The organism is Micromonospora sp. NPDC048907, from assembly GCF_055586885.1.
The window spans coordinates 98840-121127 of the sequence record NZ_JBVJHI010000007.1 but is presented as its reverse complement, the minus strand read 5'-3'; the positions used below and the strand labels follow the sequence as shown (position 1 = coordinate 121127).

Sequence of the window (22288 nt, the reverse complement as noted above, 5' to 3'; positions counted from 1 at the left end):
CCGGCCGCCCGGGTCAGGCGGCCGGGGTGCGCAGGCGGTGCAGCCGCAGGGCCAGCTGCACCTCCAGGGCCCGCTCCGGCTTCTGCCAGTCCGCGCCGAGCAGCTGCCCGACCCGCTCCAACCGCTGGGTCACCGTGTTGACGTGCACGTGCAGCAGCTCCGCCGCCCGGGCCAGGCTGCCACCCACCCCGAAGTACGCCTCCAGCGTCTTCACCAGCGCGGTGCCCCGCCGCGCGTCGTAGTCGACCACCGGACCCACCGTCGCGGTGAGGAAACCCGCCACGTCCCGGTCACCCGAGTCGCCGACCGCGCCCAGCAACAGCCCGACGAAGCCCAGCTCGGCCGTGCTCGCACCCTGCCCGGCCCGGCCCAGCGCGCCCAGCGCGGTCAGGCACCGCTCCGCCTCGGCGAAGGTGGCGGCCAGCGACGCCGGACCGGTCGACGGCCCGCTCGCCCCGGCGGTCACCGGGCGCCCGGTCACCCGGGACAGGTCCCGGGCCACCGCCCGCGCCGCACCGCCCGCGTCCCGGCCGGGCAGCATGAGCACCACCCGCCCGTCGCGCGCCGCGGCCAGGCCGCCCCGCGTCGAGGCGTACGTGGTGGCCCAGGAGAGCACCCGCTGCCGGGCCGAGCCGGTGGCGGCGATCGCGTCGTCGCCGACCGCCACCAGCACGTGCGGGGAGTCCAGGTCGACACCGAGCCGGCGGGCCCGGCTGCGCAGCGCGTCGGTGTCCCGCAGCGGCCGGGCGATCAGGTCGTCCAGCAGCTCGCCCCGGACCCGCCCCTCCGCCTCGGCCACCGTCCGGCGGAACAACAGCAGCAACGCCGTGACCAGCGCGGCCCGCTCCAGGATCCGCTGGTCGGCGTCGACGAGTTCGCCGTCCGGGCGCAGCACGAGGGCGCCCAGGTTCTCGGCGCCGGCCACCACGGCGGCGTACCAGAGCGGACCCCGGCGGACGCTGCGCCCCTCGGTGCGGGACGCGGCCACCGCCTCCACGATGTCCGCCCGGTCCGGCTCCTCGATCTCGCCCACCCGGGCCAGCCGCCGCCCCTCGGCGTCCAGTGCCAGCAGCGCCCCGCCGAGCACCTCGGTGACCGCCGCGGCCACGTCCTCCATCCCGCCGCCACGCACCACCAGGGCGGTCATCCGGTCGTGGGCCGCGGCCGCCCGCTCCACCGAGCTGCTGTGCGCCCGGATCGTGCTGTTCGCCGCCGACAGCTCCTCCAGCGCCGACCGGGTCTCGGCCAGCAGCCGGGCCGTGTCGATCGCCACCGCGGCGTGCGCGGCCAGGGAGACCAGCAGCGACACCTCCTCCCGGGCGAACGGCCGGGCCGAGCGGTTGGCCGCGTACAGCACGCCGATCACGCTCGACCCCAACCGCAGCGGGACGCCCAGGATGGCCACCAGGCCCTCCTCGCCCACCCCGCCGTCGATCTCCCCGGTGTGCTTGAACCGGTCGTCCTCCTGGTAGTTCGAGGTGACGTACGGGGTGCCGGTCTGCGCCACCAGGCCGCCCAGGCCGTCGCCCATCTCCAGCCGCAGCCGCTGGAACCGGGCCGAGATCGAGCCGTCGGTGACCCGCATGTACGTGTCGCCGCGCTCGTCGTCGTTGAGCGTCATGTACGCCACGTCGGTGCCGAGCAGGATCCGCGCCCGGTGCACGATGGCGCGCAGCACGTCGTCCAGGTCGCGCAGCCCGGCCAGGTCGCTGGCCGTGTCGTACAGGCCGGACAGCTCGATCTCCCGGCGGCGCCGCCGCTCCAGCAGCGCGCGGACCCGCAACGCCACCAGCTTCGCCTGCTCCAGCTCGGCGAGGCGCTCGGCGGGCAGGCCGGCGGCGCGGGCGGCGACCAGCGGGCCCTCGAACTCGACGGCGGCGGCCTCCCGCGCCAGCAGCTCCAGGAACTCGACCGGCGACGACATGACCGACATTGTGCGCGAGGCCACTAGTTGGCCGTCCAGCCCCCGTCGAGGGCGATCGACGCGCCGGTGATGAACGCGGCGGGCGGCGAGCACAGGTACGCGACCAGCTCCGCCACCTCCTCCGGTTCGATCAGCCGCTTGATCGCCGCCCGGGCCAGCATGATCTTCTCGACCACCTCGTCCTCGCCGATGCCGTGGCTGGCCGCCTGGTCGGCGATCTGGCTCTCCACCAGCGCGGTCCGCACGTACGCCGGGTTGATGCAGTTGGCGGTCACCCCGTGCGCGGCGCCCTCCAGCGCCACCACCTTCGACAGCCCCTCCAGGGCGTGCTTCGCCGAGACGTACGCCGCCTTGAACGGCGAGGCGCGCAGCCCGTGCACCGAGGAGATGTTGACGATCCGGCCCCACCCGTTCGCGTACATCCGTGGCAGCGCCCGGCGGATCAGCAGGAACGGCGCCTCCACCATCACCCGCTGGATGTACTCGAAGCGCTCGACGGGGAACTCCTGCACCGGCGCGACGTGCTGCAGGCCGGCGTTGTTGACGACGATGTCCACGTCGACGTCGAGCCGGTCCACCGCCTCGGGGTCGGCCAGGTCCACGCCCTCCGCCCGGCCGCCCGCCTCGGCGGCCACCGCCTTGGCCGCCTCCACGTTGCGGTCGACCACCAGCACCGCCGCGCCGGCCGCCGCCAGGCGCAGGGCGCAGGCCCGTCCGATGCCGCTGCCACCACCGGTCACCAGCGCGGCGCGACCGGAGAGGTCGACGTTCACGACGTGGGGGACCGCCACGGGTTCTGCCGTCATGGCGCAAGAAGTTACGAGCTGTGTGGCCGGCGGCACATGGGGCGGCGACACATACTCGACCGCTTCAGTGTGTGGCGCGGATCGTGTCCGCCGCTCCCGGCGTGTCCGCCCGGCCGCGCGTCGGGCCGCACCAGTAGGGTGTCGAACACACGTACTGCCGGTGGCTCGGGGAGGAGGCGGCGTGCGCGTGCTGGGCGTCGACCCGGGGCTGACCCGGTGCGGGGTCGGCGTGGTCGAGGGCGTGCCGGGCCGTCCCTGCACGCTGGTCGCCTACTACGTGGTCTACACCGACCCCGGCGACGACCTGCCGCTGCGCCTGCTGCACCTGGACCGCTCGCTCACCGACCTGGTCGCCGAGCACCGCCCCGACGCCGTGGCCGTCGAGCGGGTCTTCAGCCAGCACAACGTCCGCACCGTGATGGGCACGGCCCAGGCCAGCGGGATCGCCGTGCTCGCCGGGGCGCGGGCCGGCCTGCCCGTGCAGACCTACACGCCGAGCGAGGTGAAGGCGGCGGTGACCGGTTCCGGGCAGGCCGACAAGGCGCAGATGACCGCCATGGTCACCCGGCTGCTGCGGCTGCCCGAGCCGCCCCGCCCGGCCGACGCCGCCGACGCGCTGGCCCTGGCCATCTGCCACATCTGGCGCGGGGGCACCCGGTCCAAGCTGGCCGCCGCCGCCGAGCGGGCACGACGAGGAGGAGCGCGATGATCGCCAGCGTGCGCGGCACGGTGACCGCGACCGGTCCGGACCACGCCGTGGTGGAGGTGGGCGGCATCGGCCTGGCCGTGCAGTGCGCCCCCGGCACCCTCGCCGACCTGCGGGTCGGCCAGCCCGCCCGGCTGGCCACGAGCCTGGTGGTGCGGGAGGACTCGCTCACCCTCTACGGCTTCCCCGACGACGACGCCAAGCAGCTCTTCGAACTGCTCCAGACCGCCAGCGGGGTGGGGCCGCGGCTGGCCCAGGCGGTGCTCGCCGTCCACACCCCCGACGCGGTCCGCAAGGCCATCGCCAACGCCGACACCGCCGCGCTCACCCGGGTGCCCGGCATCGGCAAGAAGGGCGCCGAGCGGCTCGTCCTCGAACTGCGCGACCGGGTCGGCCCGGTGCCGATGGGCGTCGACGGCGCGGCCGGGGTGACCGCCGGCGCCTGGCCGGACCAGGTCCGCCAGGCCCTGGTCGGGCTCGGCTGGACCGCCGCCCAGGCCGAGCAGGCGGTGGCCGCGGTCGCGGAGACCGTCGACGGGGAGACCCCGCCCGTGCCGGTCCTGCTCAAGCAGGCCATCCGCCTCCTGGGCCGCACCCGATGACGAGCGCGAGGAGTGAGCCGGGTCTGCGAGCCCCGCAGTCGCGAGTGAGGGTCAGCGCATGACGGGGGAGAACCTGGTCTCGGCGTACGTGAGCGACGCGGAACGGGACGCGGAGGCCAGCGTCCGGCCGAAACGCCTCTCCGAGTTCATCGCCCAGGACCGGGTCCGCGACCAGCTCGACCTGTTGCTCCAGGGCGCCATGCGGCGTGGCTCCCCGCCCGACCACATCCTCCTGTCGGGACCGCCCGGCCTCGGCAAGACCAGCCTGGCCAACATCGTGGCCGCCGAGCTGGGCTCGGGGATCCGGGTGACCAGCGGGCCGGCGATCGAGCGCTCCGGCGACCTGGCCGCCATCCTGACCGGCCTGGCCGAGGGCGACGTGCTCTTCATCGACGAGATCCACCGGATCGCCAAGCCGGCCGAGGAGCTGCTCTACAGCGCCATGGAGGACTTCCGGGTCGACGTGGTGGTCGGCAAGGGTCCGGGGGCGACCGCCATCCCGCTCGACGTGGAGCCGTTCACCCTGGTCGGCGCGACCACCCGGTCCGGCCTGCTCACCGGCCCCATGCGGGACCGGTTCGGCTTCGTCGCGCATCTGGACTTCTACTCCCCGGCCGACCTGGAGACGCTGCTGCACCGGTCCGCGCGGATCCTCGGCGTGCCGATCACCGCCGACGGGGCGGCCGAGATCGCCGGCCGGTCCCGGGGCACGCCCCGGATCGCCAACCGGCTGCTGCGCCGGGTCCGCGACTTCGCCGAGGTCCGCGCCGAGGGGGTCGTCAACCTGGAGACCGCCCGGGCCGCCCTGACCGTCTACGACGTCGACGCGCTCGGCCTGGACCGGCTGGACCGTGCCGTGCTCACGGCCCTGGTCGACTCGTTCCGGGGTGGCCCCGTGGGGCTCTCCACCCTCGCCGTGGCGGTGGGGGAGCAGCCGGACACGGTCGAGGAGGTGTGCGAGCCCTTCCTGGTCCGGGCCGGGCTGCTGGCGCGGACCCCGCGCGGCCGCGTCGCCACCCCGGCTGCCTGGCACCATCTGGGGCGTACGCCGCCGAATGGTACATTTGGCATGGATGCCCCTCCGGCGCCCGATCTGTTCTCGGCCCAGACCGATCAGCCGTGATCCGAACGTGATCTGTGCCGCATTCGGTGTTCTCAGGTGCAGGGATTAGACTTCGCCGCGGTTTGTACAGGACGTGAGAAGTCGCCTCCGCTCCGGCACCCCACCGGGGGGAGTGGAGGCCAATGGGAAGGTCGACAACCGTGCAGAACCTTGCAGCAGGTGGCGGAGGGGCCGGCGGTCTGACGCCGATCCTCATGATCGCTCTGCTCTTCGGCGTCATGTACTTCATGATGATCCGCCCCCAGCAGAAGCGTCGCCGTGAGGCCGAGCAGATGCAGTCCGCGCTCGGCGTGGGCGACGAGGTGGTCACCATCGGCGGGCTCTACGGCACGGTGACCGGCGTCGAGGACGAGACCGTCCTGATCGAGGTGGCCCCGGGCGTGCAGACCCGGTACGCCCGCCCGGCGATCGCCCGCGTGGTCAAGCGGGTCGAGGCTCCGGAGGCCGAGACGATCAGCGAGGAAGCCGAGTCGGTCAAGGAGTGACACCGGCCCCGGACGGGGCAGCGGATTCACTCACACAAGTGGATAGTTGGGTCGGCGTCCGACGCCGGCACGCGGGAACCCCCGCGCGACGCCGCCGCGTCGTGCGCCGGGGAGGCGTGCCGTCAGGCGGCGCCGGCCCCCCGGAGCAGTCGGGCGGACACCCCCGGCCCGACAATCCCGCCGCTGTCGAAGCGGCGCGACCGTACAGGGAGACAGGACAGCCGTGGCACCACCTCAGGGACAGATGCGCCCCGGACGGCAGCTCGCCGTTCTCGGGTTCATCTTCGTCGTCCTCTATCTTTTGGTGTTCTTCTCGGGCGGCGCCAGCGGTGGCTGGAAGGATCGGCTGGAGCCCCGGCTCGGCCTGGACCTCGTCGGCGGCACCCGGCTGACGCTCGAGGCCACCAACACCGTGGACGGCAAGCCCCCGACCTCCGCCAACCTGGAGGAGGCGCGCCAGATCATCGAGAACCGGGTCAACGCCTTCGGCGTGGCCGAGGCCGAGGTGGTCACCGAGGGCAACCGGAACATCGTCATCTCCCTGCCCGGCCAGAACCGGGACCTGACGACCGTCGGTGAGGCCGCCGAGCTGCGCTTCCGCAAGGTACTCAAGGCCACCGACGGCAGCGGCGCCGCCGCCGCGCCGGCCCCGACCGCCAGCGCCACCCCGGCTCCCTCGGGCAGCGCGACCCCGGCCCCGTCGGGCAGCGCCACCCCGAACCCGTCCGGCAGCGCCTCGCCGAAGGTGACCGCGAGCGCCGGCGCCAAGGCCACCACGTCGCCGAGCGCCGGCGGGCAGGGCGGTATGGCCCCGACGCCGAGCGCCAGCGCCGCCGCGCCGACCCCGTCGGCCACGCCGAGCGCCGCCGCGCCGAGCCCGAGCGCCAGTGCCGAGCCGGTGCCGCAGAGCGTCGAGCAGCAGCGCAAGGCCATCGAGCAGAAGGTGGGCGCGGCCGCCTGGGCCGCCGCGTCGGGCCTCCAGGCGCCGGCCGACCTGACCGCCGACCCGTCGCTGGCCGACAAGCTCAAGCCGTTCGGCACGCTCTCCCCGCAGGAGGTCGCGGTGCTGCCGGTCGGGATGCAGTTCAACGTCCCGACCATCACCTGCGCCCAGCTCGACGACAGGCCCGCCGCGTCGATCAAGGACGAGAACCAGCAGGCGGTGGCCTGCGAGTCCGGCGCCAAGTACCTGCTCGACAAGGCCAAGGTGCTGGGCACCGACGTCGACGACGCCAACGCCGTGCTCGACCAGACCAGTTCCTGGGTGGTCAGCCTGAACTTCACCGGCAAGGGCCAGGAGAAGTGGACCGCGCTGACCCGCGAGGCGTTCAACAACGAGGGTCAGGCCTGCGACCAGACCGCGCTCGGCCAGGACGGCAAGTGCCGGGTCGCCGTGGTGCTGGACAACGAGATCGTCTCCTCCCCGGAGATCCAGGGCGTGCTGACCGGTGACTCGCAGATCACCGGCAGCTTCGACAACAAGAGCGCCAACGCGCTGGCCAGCCAGCTCCGCTACGGCGCGCTGCCGGTGACCTTCGAGCCGCAGGAGCAGCAGAACGTCACCGCGACCCTGGGCGACAGCCACCTCAAGGCGGGTCTGCTCGCCGCCGGCATCGGCATGCTGCTGGTCATCATCTACTCGTTCTTCTACTACCGGCTGCTCGGCTCGGTCATCTTCCTGAGCCTCGTGCTCTCGGCGCTGCTGGTCTTCGGCGCGCTGGTGGTGCTCGGCCGGTCGATCGGGTTCACCCTCACGCTCGCCGGCATCGCCGGCATGATCGTGTCACTCGGCGTGGCGGCGGACTCGTTCGTCATCTACTTCGAGCGGCTCAAGGACGAGATCCGGGAGGGGCGCAGCCCGCGCAGCGCGGTGCCGCGGGCGTGGATCCGGGCCCGCCGGACGATCATCTCGGCGAACGCCATCACCCTGATGTCGGCCGTGGTGCTCTACATCGTCTCGGTCGGCGCGGTGAAGGGCTTCGCCTTCGCGCTCGGCCTGGCGACCGTCCTCGACCTGGTCGTCGTGTTCCTCTTCCGCCACCCGATCATGACGATGTTCGCCCGCACCCGGGCGTTCCTGTCCCCGCGGGTCAGCGGCCTGGGCCGGGCGCTCCCCGCCCGGTCGGCCGAGGCGGGCACCGGCCGCAACCCGCGCGTCAAGGAGGCCTGAGATGGCTAAGAGTGGTCTGGCCGCCCGGCTCTACCGGGGCGAGGCCGATCTCAATATCGTCGGGAAGCGCAAGCTCTGGTTCGGCGTGGCCGGTGTGCTGGTGCTCATCGCCGTGCTGAGCTTCGCGATCAGCGGCTTCAAGCTCGGCATCGAGTTCGCCGGTGGCAACTCCTTCCAGGTGCCGGCCAGCGTCGGCACGCTGGAGCAGGCCGAGGCGAAGGTCGACGCGGCGCTCGCGGCCAAGGGCGGCGGCGCCGAGGTGGTCACCGCGCAGAAGGTCGGCAGCACCAGCGGCGAGTACTACGAGCTGCGCACCGGGCAGCTCACCGCGGAGCAGGCCAACCAGGTCAAGACCGAGATGGCGCAGTCGTTCGGCATCAACGCCGACCAGATCAGCGGTAGCCAGGTCTCCGAGGCGTGGGGCAGTCAGGTGACCTCCCGGGCCCTGCTCGGCCTGGTGATCTTCGTCGCGGTGGTGGCGATCTACCTGATCCTCCGCTTCGAGTGGCGGATGGCGGTCGCCGCGATCGCGTCGCTGTTCACCAACCTCGTGCTCACGGCCGGCATCTACTCGCTGGTCGGCTTCGAGGTGACCCCGTCGACGATCATCGGCTTCCTCACCATCCTGGGCTTCGCGCTCTACGACGTGGTGGTGGTCTTCGACAAGGTCCAGGAGAACACCCGCGGCATCACCGCGAACAACAACCAGACCTACGGCGAGGCGGCCAACCTGGCGTTGAACCAGAGCCTCATGCGGTCGCTGAACACCTCGGTGGTCGCCCTGCTCCCGGTCGGCGGCCTGCTCTTCATCGGCGCCGGCCTGCTCGGCGCGGGCACCCTGAAGGACCTGGGTCTGGTGCTCTTCGTCGGTATGGCCGTGGCCTTCCTGACCTCGATCCTCCTGGCCACTCCGCTGCTCGTGCTGCTCAAGAACCAGGACCCGCGGATCAGCGCGCACAACAAGCGGGTGCTGGCCCGCCGGGGTGCCATCGCGCGCGGCGAGGTCACGCCGAAGGGCGCGCCGCGGGCCGCGGCGGCCACGGCCGACGAGACCATCGACCCCGAGGCGGCCGCCCTGGCCGGCGCCGCCCCGAAGGTCGGCGCCCGGCCGGCCGGCAAGCGCCCCAGCGGCGCCCGCGGCGGGCGTCCGGCCGGCGGCGGGGGCAACCGGCCCGGTGGCGCGAAGCGCCGCTGACCGCCCACCCGGTAGGGATCGACCCGGCGGCGTCCGCCATGCTGTGAAAGCGGCATGACGGACGCCGCCGTCGTTCGAGAGGACATGGGACGCACCGTGACGGAGACCCACACCACCGGGGTACGGGGAGACAGCGGCCCGGAGGTCGCCCAACTGGTCGCCAGCCGGGTGCTGGACGTGCCGGACTTCCCGAAGCCCGGTGTCATGTTCAAGGATCTGATGCCGCTCTTCGCCGACGGCACGGCCTTCCGCGAGGTGATCGACGGGATCATCGCGTACCACGGGCGGGACTCGTTCGACGCGGTGGTCGGCATCGAGGCACGGGGGTTCGTGCTGGCCGCGGCGGTCGCGTACGCCACCGGGGTCGGCGTGGTGCCGGTGCGCAAGGCCGGCAAGCTGCCCCGGGCCACCCACTCGGCCTCCTACGCGCTGGAGTACGGCGAGGCGACGCTGGAGGTGCACCAGGACGCCTTCACGGCCGGCCACCGGGTCCTGGTCCTGGACGACGTGCTCGCCACCGGCGGCACCGCGGAGGCCACCCTGGACCTGGTGGAGCGGGCCGGCGGCACGGTGGTCGGCTTCACGGTGCTCATGGAGCTGAGCTTCCTCAAGGGGCGGGAGCGGCTCGCTCCGCGTCCGGTCCATGCCCTGCTGACCGTTTGACCCGGCCGGCCCGACGGTCGGTCCTGGCGCGGTCCGTCCGGCGGAGCGGCGGCGTACCCTGCGTACGGGTAGCATTGCCCTTTGCTTGACCGGGCGGGTGACCGTCCGGCGGGCGCGGGGCTGCCGGGGCCGCGAGGTTCCGATGCCCGGCGCGGAACAACTCCGGCCCCTCGGCCGGTTGGACAGGACGTCGGCCGGACGGCCGGCGCTTCCCGGCGAGCGGTGAGGAGGCCGGTGTCCCACGATGTCGTCCCTCCGGTGGAGGGCACGGTGCACCCGACAGGCGACGCGGACGGCTCGGTGACCGAGCGCAGCGGCAACCCGCCGGCGCGAGTGACCGGCCCCGGCGGTGGGCCCGACGGGAAGGCGGACGGCGGGGCGGTCGTGGTGCCGTTCCCGACCGACGGCGCGGCGGATCCCACGCCCGGCGCCGGCTTCGCCCTTTCCAACGCGCCGACCGGCCGCAGGGTGCGCGCCCGGCTGGCCCGCTTCAACGCGCCCTGGCAGACCTCGCAGGTCAGCGAGGTGTTGGAGCCGCTGATCGCCACCCACCGCGAGAACCACCCCAAGGCCGACGCCCGGCTGCTCCAGCGCGCCTTCGACACGGCCGCGCGCTGGCACTCGGGTCAGTACCGCAAGTCCGGTGACCCCTACATCACCCACCCCCTCGCGGTGGCGACCATCCTGGCCAACCTCGGCATGGACACCACCACCCTGGTCGCGGCGCTGCTGCACGACACGATCGAGGACACGGAATACACCCTCGACCAGATGCGCGCCGACTTCGGCGGCGAGGTGGCCCTGCTGGTTGACGGCGTCACCAAGCTCGACAAGGTCAAGCTGGGCGACGCGGCCAAGGCGGAGACGATCCGCAAGATGGTCGTGGCCATGGCGAAGGACCCGCGGGTCCTGGTGATCAAGCTGGCCGACCGGCTGCACAACATGCGCACCCTGACCTTCCTGCCCCGCCCCAAGCAGGAGCAGAAGGCCAAGGAGACGCTGGAGATCCTCGCCCCGCTGGCCCACCGCCTCGGTATGAACACGATCAAGTGGGAGCTGGAGGACCTGGCCTTCGGCACGCTGTTCCCGAAGCGGTTCGAGGAGATCAACCGGCTGATCGGCGAGCACCAGCCGCAGCGGGAGGCGCTGCTGCGCCAGGTGACGCAGAAGGTGTCCACCGACCTCAAGGCCGCCAAGATCAAGGCGGAGACCACCGGCCGGCCCAAGCACCTCTACTCGATCTACCAGAAGATGATCGTGCGGGGGCGCGACTTCAACGACATCTACGACCTGGTCGGGGTGCGGATCCTGGTCGACACGGTGCGGGACTGCTACGCGGCGCTGGGTGTCATCCACGCCAACTGGCAGCCGGTGCCGGGCCGGTTCAAGGACTACATCGCGATGCCCAAGTTCAACATGTACCAGTCGTTGCACACGACGGTCATCGGGCCCACCGGCAAGCCGGTGGAGATGCAGATCCGCACCTACGCGATGCACCGCACCGCCGAGTTCGGCATCGCCGCGCACTGGAAGTACAAGGAGCACAAGGGCACCCCGGTGGTCGGCCCGCCGGCGCACATCGACGAGATGACCTGGCTGCGCCAGCTGCTGGACTGGCAGCGGGAGGCGGCCGACCCGAGCGAGTTCCTCGACGCGCTGCGGTTCGACCTGTCCAGCCAGGAGGTGTACGTCTTCACCCCGAAGGGTGACGTCATCCCGCTGCCGACCGGGTCGACGCCGGTGGACTTCGCGTACGCGGTGCACACGGAGGTCGGGCACAAGTGCATCGGCGCGCGGGTCAACGGCAAGCTGGTGCCGCTGGAGTCGACGCTGTCCAACGGCGACGTGATCGAGATCTTCACGTCGAAGTCCGACACGGCCGGCCCGACGCAGGACTGGCTGGGCTTCGTCAAGAGCCCGCGCGCCCGCACCAAGATCCGCCAGTACTTCAACAAGGAGCGGCGCGAGGAGGCGATCGAGGCCGGCAAGGACTCGATCGTCAAGGCGATGCGCAAGCAGGGCATGCCGTTGCAGCGGATGCTCACCTCGGACGCGCTCATGGCGATCGCCCGGGACCTGCACCTGGCCGACGTGGCCTCGCTCTACGCGGCGGTCGGCGACAGCCAGGTCTCGGCCCAGTCGGTGGTGCAGAAGCTGATGGCCGCGTACGGGGGCGAGGAGGGCGCGGCGGAGGACATCGCCGAGACCGCCGTCGCCACCCGCCCGCCGCGCAGCCGGGCGTCCAGCCACGACCCGGGTGTGGTGGTCCGCGGGGTCAGCGACGTCTGGATCAAGCTGGCCCGCTGCTGCACCCCGGTGCCGCCGGACGCGGTGTTCGGCTTCGTCACCCGTTCCGGCGGGGTGAGCGTGCACCGGGACGACTGCGCCAACGCCGAGGACCTCAAGGCGCAGAGCGAGCGGGTGGTCGAGGTCAGCTGGAAGCTCACCTCCGCCTCCACGTTCCTGGTGGCCATCCAGGTGGAGGCCCTCGACCGGCACAAGCTCCTCGCGGACGTGACCCGGGTGCTCTCCGACGAGCGGGTCAACATCCTCTCCGCGACGGTCACCACCACGCGGGACCGGGTGGCGGTGAGCCGGTTCAGCTTCGAGATGGCCGACCCGAAGCACCTCGGTCACCTGCTGGCGGCGGTCCGCAAGGTCGACGGCGTCTTCGACGCCTACCGGGTCACCTCCGGCGCCTGACCGCACGACGAGAAGCGCCCGCCGGCTCCGAGCCGGCGGGCGCTTTCCGTCGCAGGGGCTGTCAGCCCTGGATGTCGCTCATGCTCAGCTTGTTGATGACGATCTCCTTCTTCGGGTGACCGCCGCCGGCCTGCTGGGCGAAGGCGCCGTCGTCACCGGCCGCGGCCACCTGCTTCACCAGGTCCATGCCGCCGGTGACGGTGCCGAGCACGGTGTAGTTCGGGTCGAGCTGGGAGTCGCCGTACACGATGAAGAACTGGCTGCCCGTGCTGCCCGGCTGGCCGGAGTTGGCCATCGCGATGACGCCCTCCGGGTAGGGGGGCCGCTTGTCGGTGGGCAGGTTCTCCTCGGCCAGGTTGTAGCTCGGGCCGCCGGTGCCGTCGGTCTCCCGCCAGCCCTTGCCGGTCGCGCTCGGGTCGCCGCACTGGAGCACCTTGATGCCCTGCGTGACGAGCCGGTGGCACTTGGTGTTGTCGAAGAAGCCCTTGCTGGCCAGGTGGGTGAAGCTGCCCGCGGTGCAGGGCACCAGGCCACGGTCGAGCTTCGCGGTGATCGGGCCCAGGTTGGTGTCGATCGTCATGGTCTGGGTGCCCTTGTTGGCCTGCTGTGCCGGGGGCAGCCCGACGTCCTTGATCTGCTTCGGGCGCCCCTCCTTGGGGACCTCGGTGTAGGCGCACTGGGAGAACCCGGCGCCGCCGGCGGTGTTCTGCTTCTTGTCGTCACCGCCGAGCGAGGTGGCGAGCCAGACGGTGCCGGCCACGACGAGCACCAGCACGGCCGCGGCGCCGACGATGGCCTGGGTCTGCCGGCGCTTGCGGGCCTTGGCGGCACGCTCGGCCATCTCCCGCTCGAGGCGGGCCCGCGCCGCCGCGCGCTGCCGCTCTCTCGTGGACGTCACGGTCACTCCTCACATGCTTCTCGGGTACGGCGGTGCTCGCCGCTGCTCAGGTGGGGCGGCCGGGTCAGCCGGCGCTGGGGCTCGCCGCGGGCGCGCTCGTGGCGGCCGGCGCGGCGTTCGGCTCGCCGACGGTGAGGCTCTGGATCACCACGTCCGTCTTCGGCTTGACCTTGGCCCCACTCCCATTGTCCACGGTCGGCAGGGCGCCGATCTTCTCCACCACGTCGAGGCCGCCGGTGACCTTGCCGACGACGGTGTACGCCGGCGTGGCCGGGTTGAAGTCCTTGAAGAAGATCAGGAACTGGCTGCCGTTGCTGCCGGGCGGGTTGCCGATCATGGCGACCGTGCCCTTCGGGTACGCCGGGGGCTGCGCCGGCGCCGGCGAGGCGGACGGGCTGGCCTCCGGCGTGGTGGGGACGTTCTCGTTGTAGAACGAGTAGGTCGGGCCGCCCATGCCGCTGCCGCTCGGGTCGCCGCAGCGCAGCGCCCCCTCGGTGGTGATCTCGTGGCACTTGGTGTTGTCGTAGAACGACTTGCCGGCCAGGAACGAGATGCTGGCGGCGCCGCAGGGGGCGGCGGCCAGGTCCAGGTCGGCGGTGATCGGGCCGCCCTGGTTGGTGGTGACCGTCATGGTCCGGGTGCCCTGGGTGGGCAGCCCGGTGGTGGGCGGCGTGCCCACGTCCTTGAGGTTGGTGTTGGCCGTGGCGTCCTGCGGCGTCCAGAGGCAGGTGTCCTCGGCGGCCTGCTTCTTCGGATCGGAGTCGAAGGCGCCCAGCGCCCAGGCCGAACCGACCACGATCAACGCGAGCACCACGGCGGCGCCGACGCCGGCCTGGATCTGCCGGCGGCGCTTGGCGGCCGCGGCCCGCCGGGCGAGCTGCCGGTCGAGCTTGGCCCGCGCCAGTTTGCGCTGCCGGTCCCTGCTGGAAGCCACCCGTGCTCCCCTTCCTCTACCCTGGTCCTCGCCGGCGCCGGGCGCTGCCCGCCCGCTGTCGCGGGGGTGCGCCACGCCACACGCCCGCCAGAGTGTACGGGTACCGGCTGGGAAAGTGGTGTACGAGGTCCGGCCTCGGTTTATCGGGCGTTGTCACTGTGCCTGGCGGGGCGACCGGGGCCGGTGGTCGGCGAAACGCGGTCGCCCGTGCGGCTAGGCTGCTGACAGGGACGACGACCGGACGGAAGGGGAGCGGACGTGCTCGTGGCCGGCTTTCCCGCGGACGCCTTCGGCACCAACTGCTATGTGGTGGCGACCGCGCCGGGGGAGCAGTGCGTGGTGGTCGACCCCGGCATCGGGGTGCTCGACCGGCTCGACGCCGTGCTCGCCGAGCACCGCCTGCACCCGGCCGCCGTGCTGCTCACCCACGGCCACCTCGACCACACCTTCTCGGTGGCCCCGGTCTGCGGCGCGCGGGGCATCCCCGCGTACGTCCACCCGGAGGACCGGGAGCTGCTGGCCGACCCGGCCAAGGCGCTCTCGATGGACCTCACGCAGCTCTTCGGCGGGCGGCTGCCGTACGCCGAGCCGGAGGACGTGGCGGAGCTGACCGACGGCGCGACGCTCTCGCTGGCCGGGTTGGAGATCACCGTCGACCACGCCCCGGGCCATACCGGCGGGTCGGTGCTGTTCCGGATGCCCGGCGCCGGCTCGCCCTGGGAGGCCGACCAGATCTGCCTCTCCGGTGACGTGCTCTTCGCGGGCTCGATCGGCCGCACCGACCTGCCGGGCGGCAGCATGCCCCGCATGCTGGACAGCCTCCGGGAGAAGGTGCTCCCGCTGGCCGACGACACCGTCGTCCTGCCCGGCCACGGCCCGCAGACCACCATCGGCCGCGAGCGCGCGACGAACCCGTACCTCGTCGAGGTGTCGGGCACCGGCGGCGCGCGCCCGGCCGCGCCCACCCGCGGCCTGTAACCCGGCCGCGACCCACGACCTCACCGCGCGGTCCCGCGCGGCGCCCAAGGAGTACGCGATGAGCAAGCCCACGCCCATCTCCGGTTTCCCGGAGTGGACGCCCGCCCAGCGGATGATCGAGCAGTTCGTGCTCGACCGGATCCGCGCCACCTTCGAGCTGTACGGCTTCGCGCCGCTGGAGACGCGCTCGGTCGAGCCCCTCGACCAGCTGCTGCGCAAGGGGGAGACCTCGAAGGAGGTCTACGTGCTGCGCCGGCTGCAGGCCGACACCGACGGCCCGGCCGGTGACGACGCGCTCGGCCTGCACTTCGACCTGACCGTGCCGTTCGCCCGGTACGTGCTGGAGAACGCCGGCAAGCTCCAGTTCCCGTTCCGCCGTTACCAGATCCAGAAGGTGTGGCGGGGCGAGCGCCCGCAGGAGGGCCGCTACCGGGAATTCCTCCAGGCCGACATCGACATCGTCGACCGGGACACCCTGCCGGCCCACTACGAGGCGGAGATGCCCCTCGTCATCGGCGACGCGCTGCGCTCGCTGCCGATCCCGCCGGTGCGGATCCAGGTCAACAACCGCAAGATCTGCGAGGGCTTCTACCGGGGCGTCGGGCTGACCGACCCGGAGGCGGCGCTGCGCGCGGTCGACAAGCTCGACAAGATCGGCCCGGCGAAGGTCGCCGAGCTGCTGGCGGAGACCGCCGGGGCGAGCGAGGCGCAGGCCAAGGCATGCCTGGCGCTGGCCGAGATCTCCGCGCCGGACGCCTCGTTCGCCGACGCGGTGCGCGCCCTCGGGGTGACCGACCCGCTGCTAGACGAGGGCATCGCCGAGCTTGTCGCGGTCGTGGAGACCGCCGCCGCGCACTCGCCCGGCCTCTGCGTCGCCGACCTGCGGATCGCCCGCGGCCTCGACTACTACACCGGCACCGTCTACGAGACGCAGATGGTCGGCTACGAGCGGTTCGGCTCGGTCTGCTCCGGTGGCCGGTACGACAACCTGGCCAGCTCCGGAAACGTCCGTTTCCCCGGCGTGGGCATCTCGATCGGGGTGACCCGGCTGCTCGGCCTGCTCTTCGGCGCCGGCGCGCTGTCGGTCTCCAGGGACGTGCCGACCTGCGTGCTGGTCGCCGTGACCGCCGAGGAGGAGCGGGCGGCCAGCAACCGGGTGGCCGAGGCGCTGCGCTCGCGGGGCATCCCGACCGAGGTGTCGCCGAGCGCGGCCAAGTTCGGCAAGCAGATCCGGTACGCCGAGCGGCGCGGCATCCCGTACGTCTGGTTCCCGGGAGCCGAGGGCGACGAGGTGAAGGACATCCGCTCGGGCGAGCAGGTGGCCGCCGCGGCGGGGGAGTGGACGCCGCCCCGGGCCGACCTGAAGCCGCTGGTCGGACCGGTCACGGCTGGCGCCTGACGACGATTGGACCTACGGTGGCGTAAGTTACGCCACCGTAAGGAGATCGCCGTGACCGTGCTCAGCCAGACCGCTCTGCTCCTCGAACTCGAACCCGTGGTCGAGAAGAACCTCGACCGGCACCTGTCGCTGGCCAAGGAGTGGTTCCCGCACGAGTACGTGCCGTGGAGCGAGGGGCGGACCTTCGACGGCCCGCTCGGCGGCGAGCCCTGGACCGAGGGCGACTCGACCATCCCCGACGTGGCCCGGACCGCGCTGATCGTCAACCTGCTCACCGAGGACAACCTGCCGTCGTACCACCACGAGATCGCGACCCTGTTCGGGCGGGACGGCGCGTGGGGGACCTGGGTGCACCGGTGGACCGCCGAGGAGGGGCGGCACGGCACGGCGATCCGCGACTACCTGACGGTGACCCGGGCGGTCGACCCGGTGGCCCTGGAGCGGGCCCGGATGACGCACATGTCGGCGGGCTACGTGAACACCCACGACGACGAGGTGCTGCACTCGCTGGCGTACGTCTCGTTCCAGGAGCTGGCCACCCGGATCTCGCACCGCAACACCGGGCGGGCGACCGGCGACCCGGCCTGCGAGGCGCTGCTGGCCCGCGTGGCCGCCGACGAGAACCTGCACATGGTCTTCTACCGCAACCTGCTCGGCGCCGCCTTCGAGCTGGCCCCGAACCAGGCCATGCGGGCCGTGGCGGACGTGCTGGCCGAGTTCCAGATGCCCGGCGTGGGCATCGACGGCTTCGCCCGCAAGTCGGTGGCGATCGCCCTGGCCGGCATCTACGACCTGCGGCAGCACCGGGACGAGGTGGTGGTCCCGGTGCTGCGCCAGTGGAACCTCTTCGAGGTGACCGGGCTGGACGCCGACGGCGAGGCCGCCCGCGAGCAGATCGCCGCACAGCTGGAGACCCTGGAGACCCAGGCGTCCCGGTTCGAGGAGAAGCGCGCGGCCCGCGCCGCCCGCCTCGCCGCGGCCCGCTGAGGCGGCGTTCCGGCGCGTTCAGGCGGGCTGGTCGAGGGGGAAGATCAGGCAGCTCGACGTGGCGTGCGCGACCAACCGATCGCGCGCGTCGGTCAGCCGCGCCTCGGCCAGGGCGGTGCGGCGGCCCCGCTGGAGCACGGTGCCCTCGCAGCGCAGGGTGCCGCTGGCGACCGTGACCGGGCGGAGGAACTTCACGTTCAGGTCCAGCGAGGTGTAGCCGACGCCGGCCGGCAGTGTGGTGTGCACCGCGCACGCCGCGGCGGTGTCCAGCAGTGTGGAGAGGACGCCGCCGTGCACGGTGCCCAGCGGGTTGTAGTGGAACTCCTGCGGCACCAGCTCGACCGCGACGCGGCCCTCGTCCGCCTCCATCCGGGACATGTCGATGAGGTGCATGACCGGCGGCGCGGCGAGCTCCCCGGCGATCATGGCGCGCAGCAGCTCCAGGCCGCCGCGCCGGCCGATGTGCGCGGCCCCGGCGACCGGGTCGGACCAGGTGAAGGTGCGGCTGCGCTCCTGCGTCTGTGTCATGGACCCAGCCTCGCAGCGCGTTGCTGAGTCTGTCAATCAGACCTAGCCTGGTCGGCATGAGACCCGCGGCACTGGACTGGTCGGTCGAGAACTGCACGATCGCCCGCGCCATGGAGATCCTCGGCGAGCGCTGGACCCTTGTCGTGCTCCGGGAGGTCTTCACCGGCGTACGCCGCTTCGACGACATGCGGGTGCGCACCGGCGTCCCCCGGCAGGTGCTCACCAACCGGCTCGCCATGCTTGTCGAGCAGGGCGTGCTGCGCCGGGAGCCGTACCGGGAGCCGGGCAGCCGGCTGCGGCACGAGTACCGGCTCACCGGCAAGGGGCTCGACCTCTGGCCGGTGCTGGTGGCGGTGCTCGGCTGGGGCGACCGCTACCTCGCCGACCCGGAGGGTTCGCCGCTGGCGGTGACCCACCGCGACTGCGGCGCCGAGGTGCGGGTGGCGCTGCGGTGCGCCGAGGGGCACGACGTGACCGACCCGCGCGACGTCCTGCCGCAACCCGGCCCGGGCGCCCGCCGCCGCGCCTGAGGGGGCCGGCCGGCTCTGACAGCCGATGTCGGTGATGTTGCTTCGCGGTTACATCGCACGGCCCCGCGAATTCGGGCAAAGCCACGTCTTGCTTACGATCTTAAATATGTGAATACTTGGTTCGCCCGGCCGTTTCCCCAGGTCGACCGGGTTGTCCCCGGGCACGTCCACATGACAGTGCCCGTCACCCCCATCCGGAGGTTGTTACATGCGACCCACGAGGTCCACGCTCCGCCGCGCCGTTGCCGTCGCGGTGGCCGGCACCCTGGTCACCGGATCGCTGCTCGGCGCACCCGCCCAGGCGGCCCCCGCCTCGCCCGCCTCGCCCGACGCCGCCGCCGCCCTCGCCGCGAAGCTCGGTGACCGCGCCGCCGGCGCGTACGCCGACAGCAGCGGCACCATGGTCGTCGCGGTGACCGACGCCGCGGCCGCCCGCCAGGTCCGCGCCGCGGGCGCCACCCCGAAGCTCGTCACCCGGGGCGCCGACAAGCTCGCGGCGGCCACCAACGAGCTGGAGCGGTCCGCCAAGATCCCGGGCACCGCATGGTGGACCGACCCGGCCACCAACCAGGTCGTCGTCTCCGTGGACAGCACCGTCACCGGCGCCAAGCTGGAGCGGGTCAAGGCCGCCGCCGCCCGCACCGGTGGCGCGGTCCGGATCGAGGCCGAGGCCGGCGTGCTCAGCACCCGGATCTCCGGCGGCCAGGCCATCTACACCGGTGGCTACCGCTGCTCGCTGGGCTTCAACGTGCGCAGCGGCTCGACCTACTACTTCCTGACCGCCGGTCACTGCACCAACCTGGGTTCGACCTGGTACTCGAACTCCGGCCAGACCGCCGTGCTGGGCACCCGTACCGGCACCAGCTTCCCGGGCAACGACTACGGCATCGTGCGGCACAGCAACTCGGCCAACGCGGCCGGCAACGTGTACCTCTACAACGGCACCTACCAGGACATCACCACGGCCGGCAACGCCTACGTCGGCCAGTCGGTCCGGCGCTCCGGCAGCACCACCGGCGTGCGCAGCGGCTCGGTGACCGCCCTGAACGCCACGGTCAACTACGCCGAGGGCAGCGTCTCCGGCCTGATCCGCACCACCGTCTGCGCCGAGGGCGGCGACAGTGGCGGCTCGCTCTTCGCCGGCAGCACCGCGCTGGGCCTCACCTCCGGTGGCAGCGGCAACTGCTCCTCCGGCGGCACCACCTACTTCCAGCCGGTCACCGAGGTGCTGAGCCGCTACGGCGTCAGCGTCTTCTGACCGACCGCACGCGAACGGGCCGCCGGCACGACCGGCGGCCCGTCCGCGTTCGTGGATCACCGGACTGAGCGCCGCCGGGCGGGGTACGTTCCGCCCGGTGAGCACCCCCGTGACCGCCCCGCCCGCGCCGGCGGCGTCCGCCTGGGCGCCGCTGCGGAACGCCGCGTTCCGCAGCCTCTGGCTGGCGGTCCTGGCCAGCAACGTCGGCACCTGGATGCAGACCGTCGGCGCCCAGTGGCTGCTGGTCGACCAGCCCAACGCGCCGACCCTGGTCTCCCTGGTGCAGACCGCCAGCATGCTGCCGGTGCTGCTGCTGGCCCTGCCGGCCGGCGCCCTCGCCGACACGTTCGACAGGCGGCGACTGCTGATCGCCGTGCAGTGCTTCCTGGCCGCGGTCGGCGTCCTGCTCACGGCGCTGACCGCGGCCCACCGGATGCCGCCGGCCCTACTGCTCACCCTCACCTTCGGCCTCGGCGTCGGGCAGGCGCTCACCCTGCCCGCCTGGCAGGCGGTGATCCCCGAACTGGTGCCCCGCGCGCAACTCGTCTCCGCCTCGGCGCTCGGCTCGATCAGCGTCAACCTGGCCCGCTCGGTCGGGCCCGCGGTGGCCGGCGTGCTGGTGGCCCGGGCCGGCGTCGCGGTGGTCTTCGCGGTCAACGCCGTCTCGTTCGCGATCTTCGCCCTGGCGCTGCTGCGCTGGCGTCCGGACCGGCCGGAGACCGAGCCGGTGCCGGAACGGTTCACCGCGGCGCTGCGGGCCGGCGGCCGGTACGTCCGGCACTCCCCGGTGGTGCGCCGGATCCTGCTCCGGGCCGCCCTGTTCGTGGTGCCGGGCAGCGCGCTGTGGGCGCTGCTGCCGCTGGTCGCCACCCGCAGGCTCGGCCTGGGCGCCGGCGGGTACGGGGTGCTGCTCGGCGCGCTTGGCGTCGGCGCGGTGGCCGGCGCCCTGGTCCTGCCCCGGGTCCGTCGGGTGCTCTCCAGCAACCGGCTGCTGCTCCTCGCCGGCCTGCTCTACGCCGGGGTGCTGCTGGTGCTCGCGCTGGTGCCGGAGCCGATCGTGGCGGTGGCCGCGCTGGTGCCCGCCGGGCTGGCCTGGATGACCGTGCTGTCCAGCGTCAACGCCGCCATGCAGCTGTTCCTCCCCGGCTGGGTACGCGCCCGCGGCCTGTCCGTCTACCAGATGTTCTTCGCCGGCGGGCAGGCGCTCGGCGCGGTCGCCTGGGGCGGGCTCGGCGAGGTCGCCGGCCTGGTCGGGGCGCTCACGGCGGCCGCCGTGGTGATGGCGCTCGGCGCGCTCAGCGTGCTGCTCTGGCCGTTGCGGGAGACCCGCGGCGTGGACCGCGACCCGGCGATCTACTGGCCCGAGCCGAACCTGGCCCTGGAGCCGCAGCCGCGCGGCGGCCCGGTGCTGGTCACCGTCTCCTACACGGTCCACCCGGAGCGGCAGGCCGAGTTCGTGGAGGCGATGCGGGTGGTCGGCCGGTCCCGGCGGCGGACCGGGGCGATGCGCTGGGGGCTGTTCCGGGCCGGGGAGCGGACGCACGGCTTCGTCGAGGTCTATCAGGTGCCGTCCTGGGAGGAGCACCTGCGGCAGCACGGCGGCCGGCTCACCGGGGCGGACCGGGCGGTCGAGGAGCGCGCCCGCGCGCTGGCCGAGGGCGACGTACGGGTCAACCACCTGCTCCCGGCCGACCCGGACTGACCGGCGGCCCGTCCGGCCGGGCCGGGTCCGCCGCCGGTGGTTCCGGTGACCGCGCGAGGAAGCGGCGGTGCGCCCGGCGGGCGGACAGGACCGCGGCCAGCGGCCAGAGCGCGACGGCCAGCGCGGCCACCCGCTCGGCCAGCCCGGTCCGCGACCCGCCGGTCACCTCGACGACGAACCAGCCGAAGAGGACCAGCAGCAGCGCGGTTGCGGCCAGCGCCACCGGCCGGCGGAACGCCCACGGCGGCGTGCCGGCGGGCGCCGCGGCCACGCCGCTCCGGACGGCCCGGGGCAGCCGCAGCGCCGACCCGGCCGGCCAGAGCGACAGGGCGAGCACCGCGATCGTGGCCACCGTCCCGTGTGCCGGCGACCCGCCGACCTGCGGCCGGGGAAAGGCGACAAGCGCGATGGTGGCCGTCCCGCCGAGCGCGAGCAGGAATCGGCTGGGCAACCCGGCCGCGTGCAGGATCAGCGCGGTGCCCAGGTAGCAGCAGCCCAGCAGCGCCAGGCAGCCCGCCATGAGCCACGAGTCGGTCGCGCCCTCGCCGGCCAGCTCGCTGATCGTGTCCCGCACCGGGTCGTAGCCGGCCGGCTGCCGGGCGCCGGCCACCGTCCAGCCCGCCACCAGCAGGACGGGCGCGGCCGCCGCCGTGGCCACGGCCCAGCTCGGTACGGCACGCACCCGGCCACGGTAACC

At 73.2% G+C, this 22288-nt stretch carries 20 protein-coding genes; 14 read left to right on the top strand and 6 right to left on the bottom strand.

The window, feature by feature from the left end; all coding sequences use genetic code 11:
• Nucleotides 1-13: 13 nt before the first annotated feature.
• Together ACZ6PY_RS24655 and ACZ6PY_RS24650 are read right to left on the bottom strand one after the other, a co-directional pair.
• On the bottom strand, nt 14-1933 hold the full coding sequence (locus ACZ6PY_RS24655; RefSeq protein WP_466075477.1) for a helix-turn-helix domain-containing protein: 1920 nt from the start codon (nt 1931-1933) through the stop codon (nt 14-16).
• Between the two features lie 14 nt (nt 1934-1947).
• The gene (locus ACZ6PY_RS24650) at nt 1948-2730 is read right to left on the bottom strand and encodes a 3-hydroxybutyrate dehydrogenase (protein WP_262283821.1); all 783 of its coding nucleotides are present in this window, start codon (nt 2728-2730) and stop codon (nt 1948-1950) included.
• Between the two features lie 181 nt (nt 2731-2911).
• On the opposite strand from ACZ6PY_RS24650, the gene ruvC reads away from it, so the two are divergent.
• The 8 genes from ruvC to ACZ6PY_RS24610 all read left to right on the top strand — a co-directional run bounded on the left by ruvC (nt 2912) and on the right by ACZ6PY_RS24610 (nt 12377).
• Complete coding sequence (ruvC, locus tag ACZ6PY_RS24645) at nt 2912-3439, top strand: crossover junction endodeoxyribonuclease RuvC (protein ID WP_151461880.1); 528 nt, start codon at nt 2912-2914, stop codon at nt 3437-3439.
• Nucleotides 3436-4038 (top strand): Holliday junction branch migration protein RuvA, encoded by a 603-nt coding sequence (gene ruvA, locus ACZ6PY_RS24640; RefSeq protein ID WP_466075473.1) that lies wholly within the window; start codon nt 3436-3438, stop codon nt 4036-4038. The genes ruvC and ruvA overlap by 4 nt, the downstream gene beginning before the upstream one ends.
• Nucleotides 4039-4096: 58 nt before the next feature.
• Nucleotides 4097-5161, top strand: a complete 1065-nt coding sequence (gene ruvB / locus ACZ6PY_RS24635) for a Holliday junction branch migration DNA helicase RuvB (RefSeq protein ID WP_313721820.1) — start codon at nt 4097-4099, stop codon at nt 5159-5161.
• Nucleotides 5162-5355: 194 nt separating this feature from the next.
• The gene (yajC, locus tag ACZ6PY_RS24630; RefSeq protein ID WP_376787256.1) at nt 5356-5646 is read left to right on the top strand and encodes a preprotein translocase subunit YajC; all 291 of its coding nucleotides are present in this window, start codon (nt 5356-5358) and stop codon (nt 5644-5646) included.
• A 223-nt stretch (nt 5647-5869) separates the two neighbouring features.
• Entirely contained in the window at nt 5870-7816 is a 1947-nt protein-coding gene (secD, locus tag ACZ6PY_RS24625) for a protein translocase subunit SecD (RefSeq protein ID WP_466075469.1), read from the top strand.
• A 1-nt stretch (nt 7817) separates the two neighbouring features.
• Nucleotides 7818-9011, top strand: a complete 1194-nt coding sequence (gene secF, locus ACZ6PY_RS24620) for a protein translocase subunit SecF (protein WP_262283827.1) — start codon at nt 7818-7820, stop codon at nt 9009-9011.
• 96 nt (nt 9012-9107) lie between these two features.
• Nucleotides 9108-9674 carry an adenine phosphoribosyltransferase gene (locus ACZ6PY_RS24615; protein WP_262283828.1) on the top strand — a complete coding sequence of 189 codons (567 nt, stop codon included), beginning with the start codon at nt 9108-9110 and terminating at the stop codon, nt 9672-9674.
• 258 nt (nt 9675-9932) lie between these two features.
• The gene (locus tag ACZ6PY_RS24610) at nt 9933-12377 is read left to right on the top strand and encodes a RelA/SpoT family protein (protein ID WP_466075913.1); all 2445 of its coding nucleotides are present in this window, start codon (nt 9933-9935) and stop codon (nt 12375-12377) included.
• Between the two features lie 61 nt (nt 12378-12438).
• Here the strand turns inward: ACZ6PY_RS24610 and ACZ6PY_RS24605 are convergent, their stop codons facing one another.
• Together ACZ6PY_RS24605 and ACZ6PY_RS24600 are read right to left on the bottom strand one after the other, a co-directional pair.
• Nucleotides 12439-13275: a peptidylprolyl isomerase gene (locus ACZ6PY_RS24605; protein WP_466075464.1), complete on the bottom strand. Its 837-nt coding sequence runs from the start codon at nt 13273-13275 to the stop codon at nt 12439-12441.
• Nucleotides 13276-13339: 64 nt separating this feature from the next.
• The gene (locus ACZ6PY_RS24600; RefSeq protein WP_466075461.1) at nt 13340-14209 is read right to left on the bottom strand and encodes a peptidylprolyl isomerase; all 870 of its coding nucleotides are present in this window, start codon (nt 14207-14209) and stop codon (nt 13340-13342) included.
• Between the two features lie 258 nt (nt 14210-14467).
• On the opposite strand from ACZ6PY_RS24600, the gene ACZ6PY_RS24595 reads away from it, so the two are divergent.
• From ACZ6PY_RS24595 to ACZ6PY_RS24585, 3 genes are read left to right on the top strand one after another with little or no spacing between them, the layout of a single operon-like run.
• Nucleotides 14468-15187 carry an MBL fold metallo-hydrolase gene (locus ACZ6PY_RS24595; RefSeq protein ID WP_262283831.1) on the top strand — a complete coding sequence of 240 codons (720 nt, stop codon included), beginning with the start codon at nt 14468-14470 and terminating at the stop codon, nt 15185-15187.
• Nucleotides 15188-15245: 58 nt separating this feature from the next.
• The gene (gene hisS / locus ACZ6PY_RS24590) at nt 15246-16586 is read left to right on the top strand and encodes a histidine--tRNA ligase (RefSeq protein ID WP_466075458.1); all 1341 of its coding nucleotides are present in this window, start codon (nt 15246-15248) and stop codon (nt 16584-16586) included.
• 51 nt (nt 16587-16637) lie between these two features.
• The gene (locus tag ACZ6PY_RS24585) at nt 16638-17573 is read left to right on the top strand and encodes an acyl-ACP desaturase (protein WP_466075455.1); all 936 of its coding nucleotides are present in this window, start codon (nt 16638-16640) and stop codon (nt 17571-17573) included.
• Between the two features lie 18 nt (nt 17574-17591).
• Here ACZ6PY_RS24585 and ACZ6PY_RS24580 read toward each other — a convergent pair whose 3' ends face one another.
• On the bottom strand, nt 17592-18101 hold the full coding sequence (locus ACZ6PY_RS24580) for a PaaI family thioesterase (protein WP_466075451.1): 510 nt from the start codon (nt 18099-18101) through the stop codon (nt 17592-17594).
• Nucleotides 18102-18157: 56 nt separating this feature from the next.
• Between ACZ6PY_RS24580 and ACZ6PY_RS24575 the strand changes: the two genes are divergently transcribed.
• The 3 genes from ACZ6PY_RS24575 (at nt 18158) to ACZ6PY_RS24565 (ending at nt 21591) form a co-directional block, all read left to right on the top strand.
• The gene (locus tag ACZ6PY_RS24575) at nt 18158-18631 is read left to right on the top strand and encodes a winged helix-turn-helix transcriptional regulator (protein WP_466075448.1); all 474 of its coding nucleotides are present in this window, start codon (nt 18158-18160) and stop codon (nt 18629-18631) included.
• Between the two features lie 208 nt (nt 18632-18839).
• Nucleotides 18840-19889, top strand: coding sequence for a S1 family peptidase (locus ACZ6PY_RS24570; RefSeq protein ID WP_466075444.1), 1050 nt, complete (start codon nt 18840-18842; stop codon nt 19887-19889).
• A gap of 97 nt (nt 19890-19986) precedes the next feature.
• Nucleotides 19987-21591, top strand: a complete 1605-nt coding sequence (locus ACZ6PY_RS24565) for an MFS transporter (RefSeq protein ID WP_466075441.1) — start codon at nt 19987-19989, stop codon at nt 21589-21591.
• On the opposite strand, the gene ACZ6PY_RS24560 is transcribed toward ACZ6PY_RS24565, so the two are convergent.
• Nucleotides 21560-22273, bottom strand: a complete 714-nt coding sequence (locus ACZ6PY_RS24560; RefSeq protein WP_466075438.1) for a DUF998 domain-containing protein — start codon at nt 22271-22273, stop codon at nt 21560-21562. The genes ACZ6PY_RS24565 and ACZ6PY_RS24560 overlap by 32 nt on opposite strands.
• Nucleotides 22274-22288 lie beyond the last annotated feature (15 nt).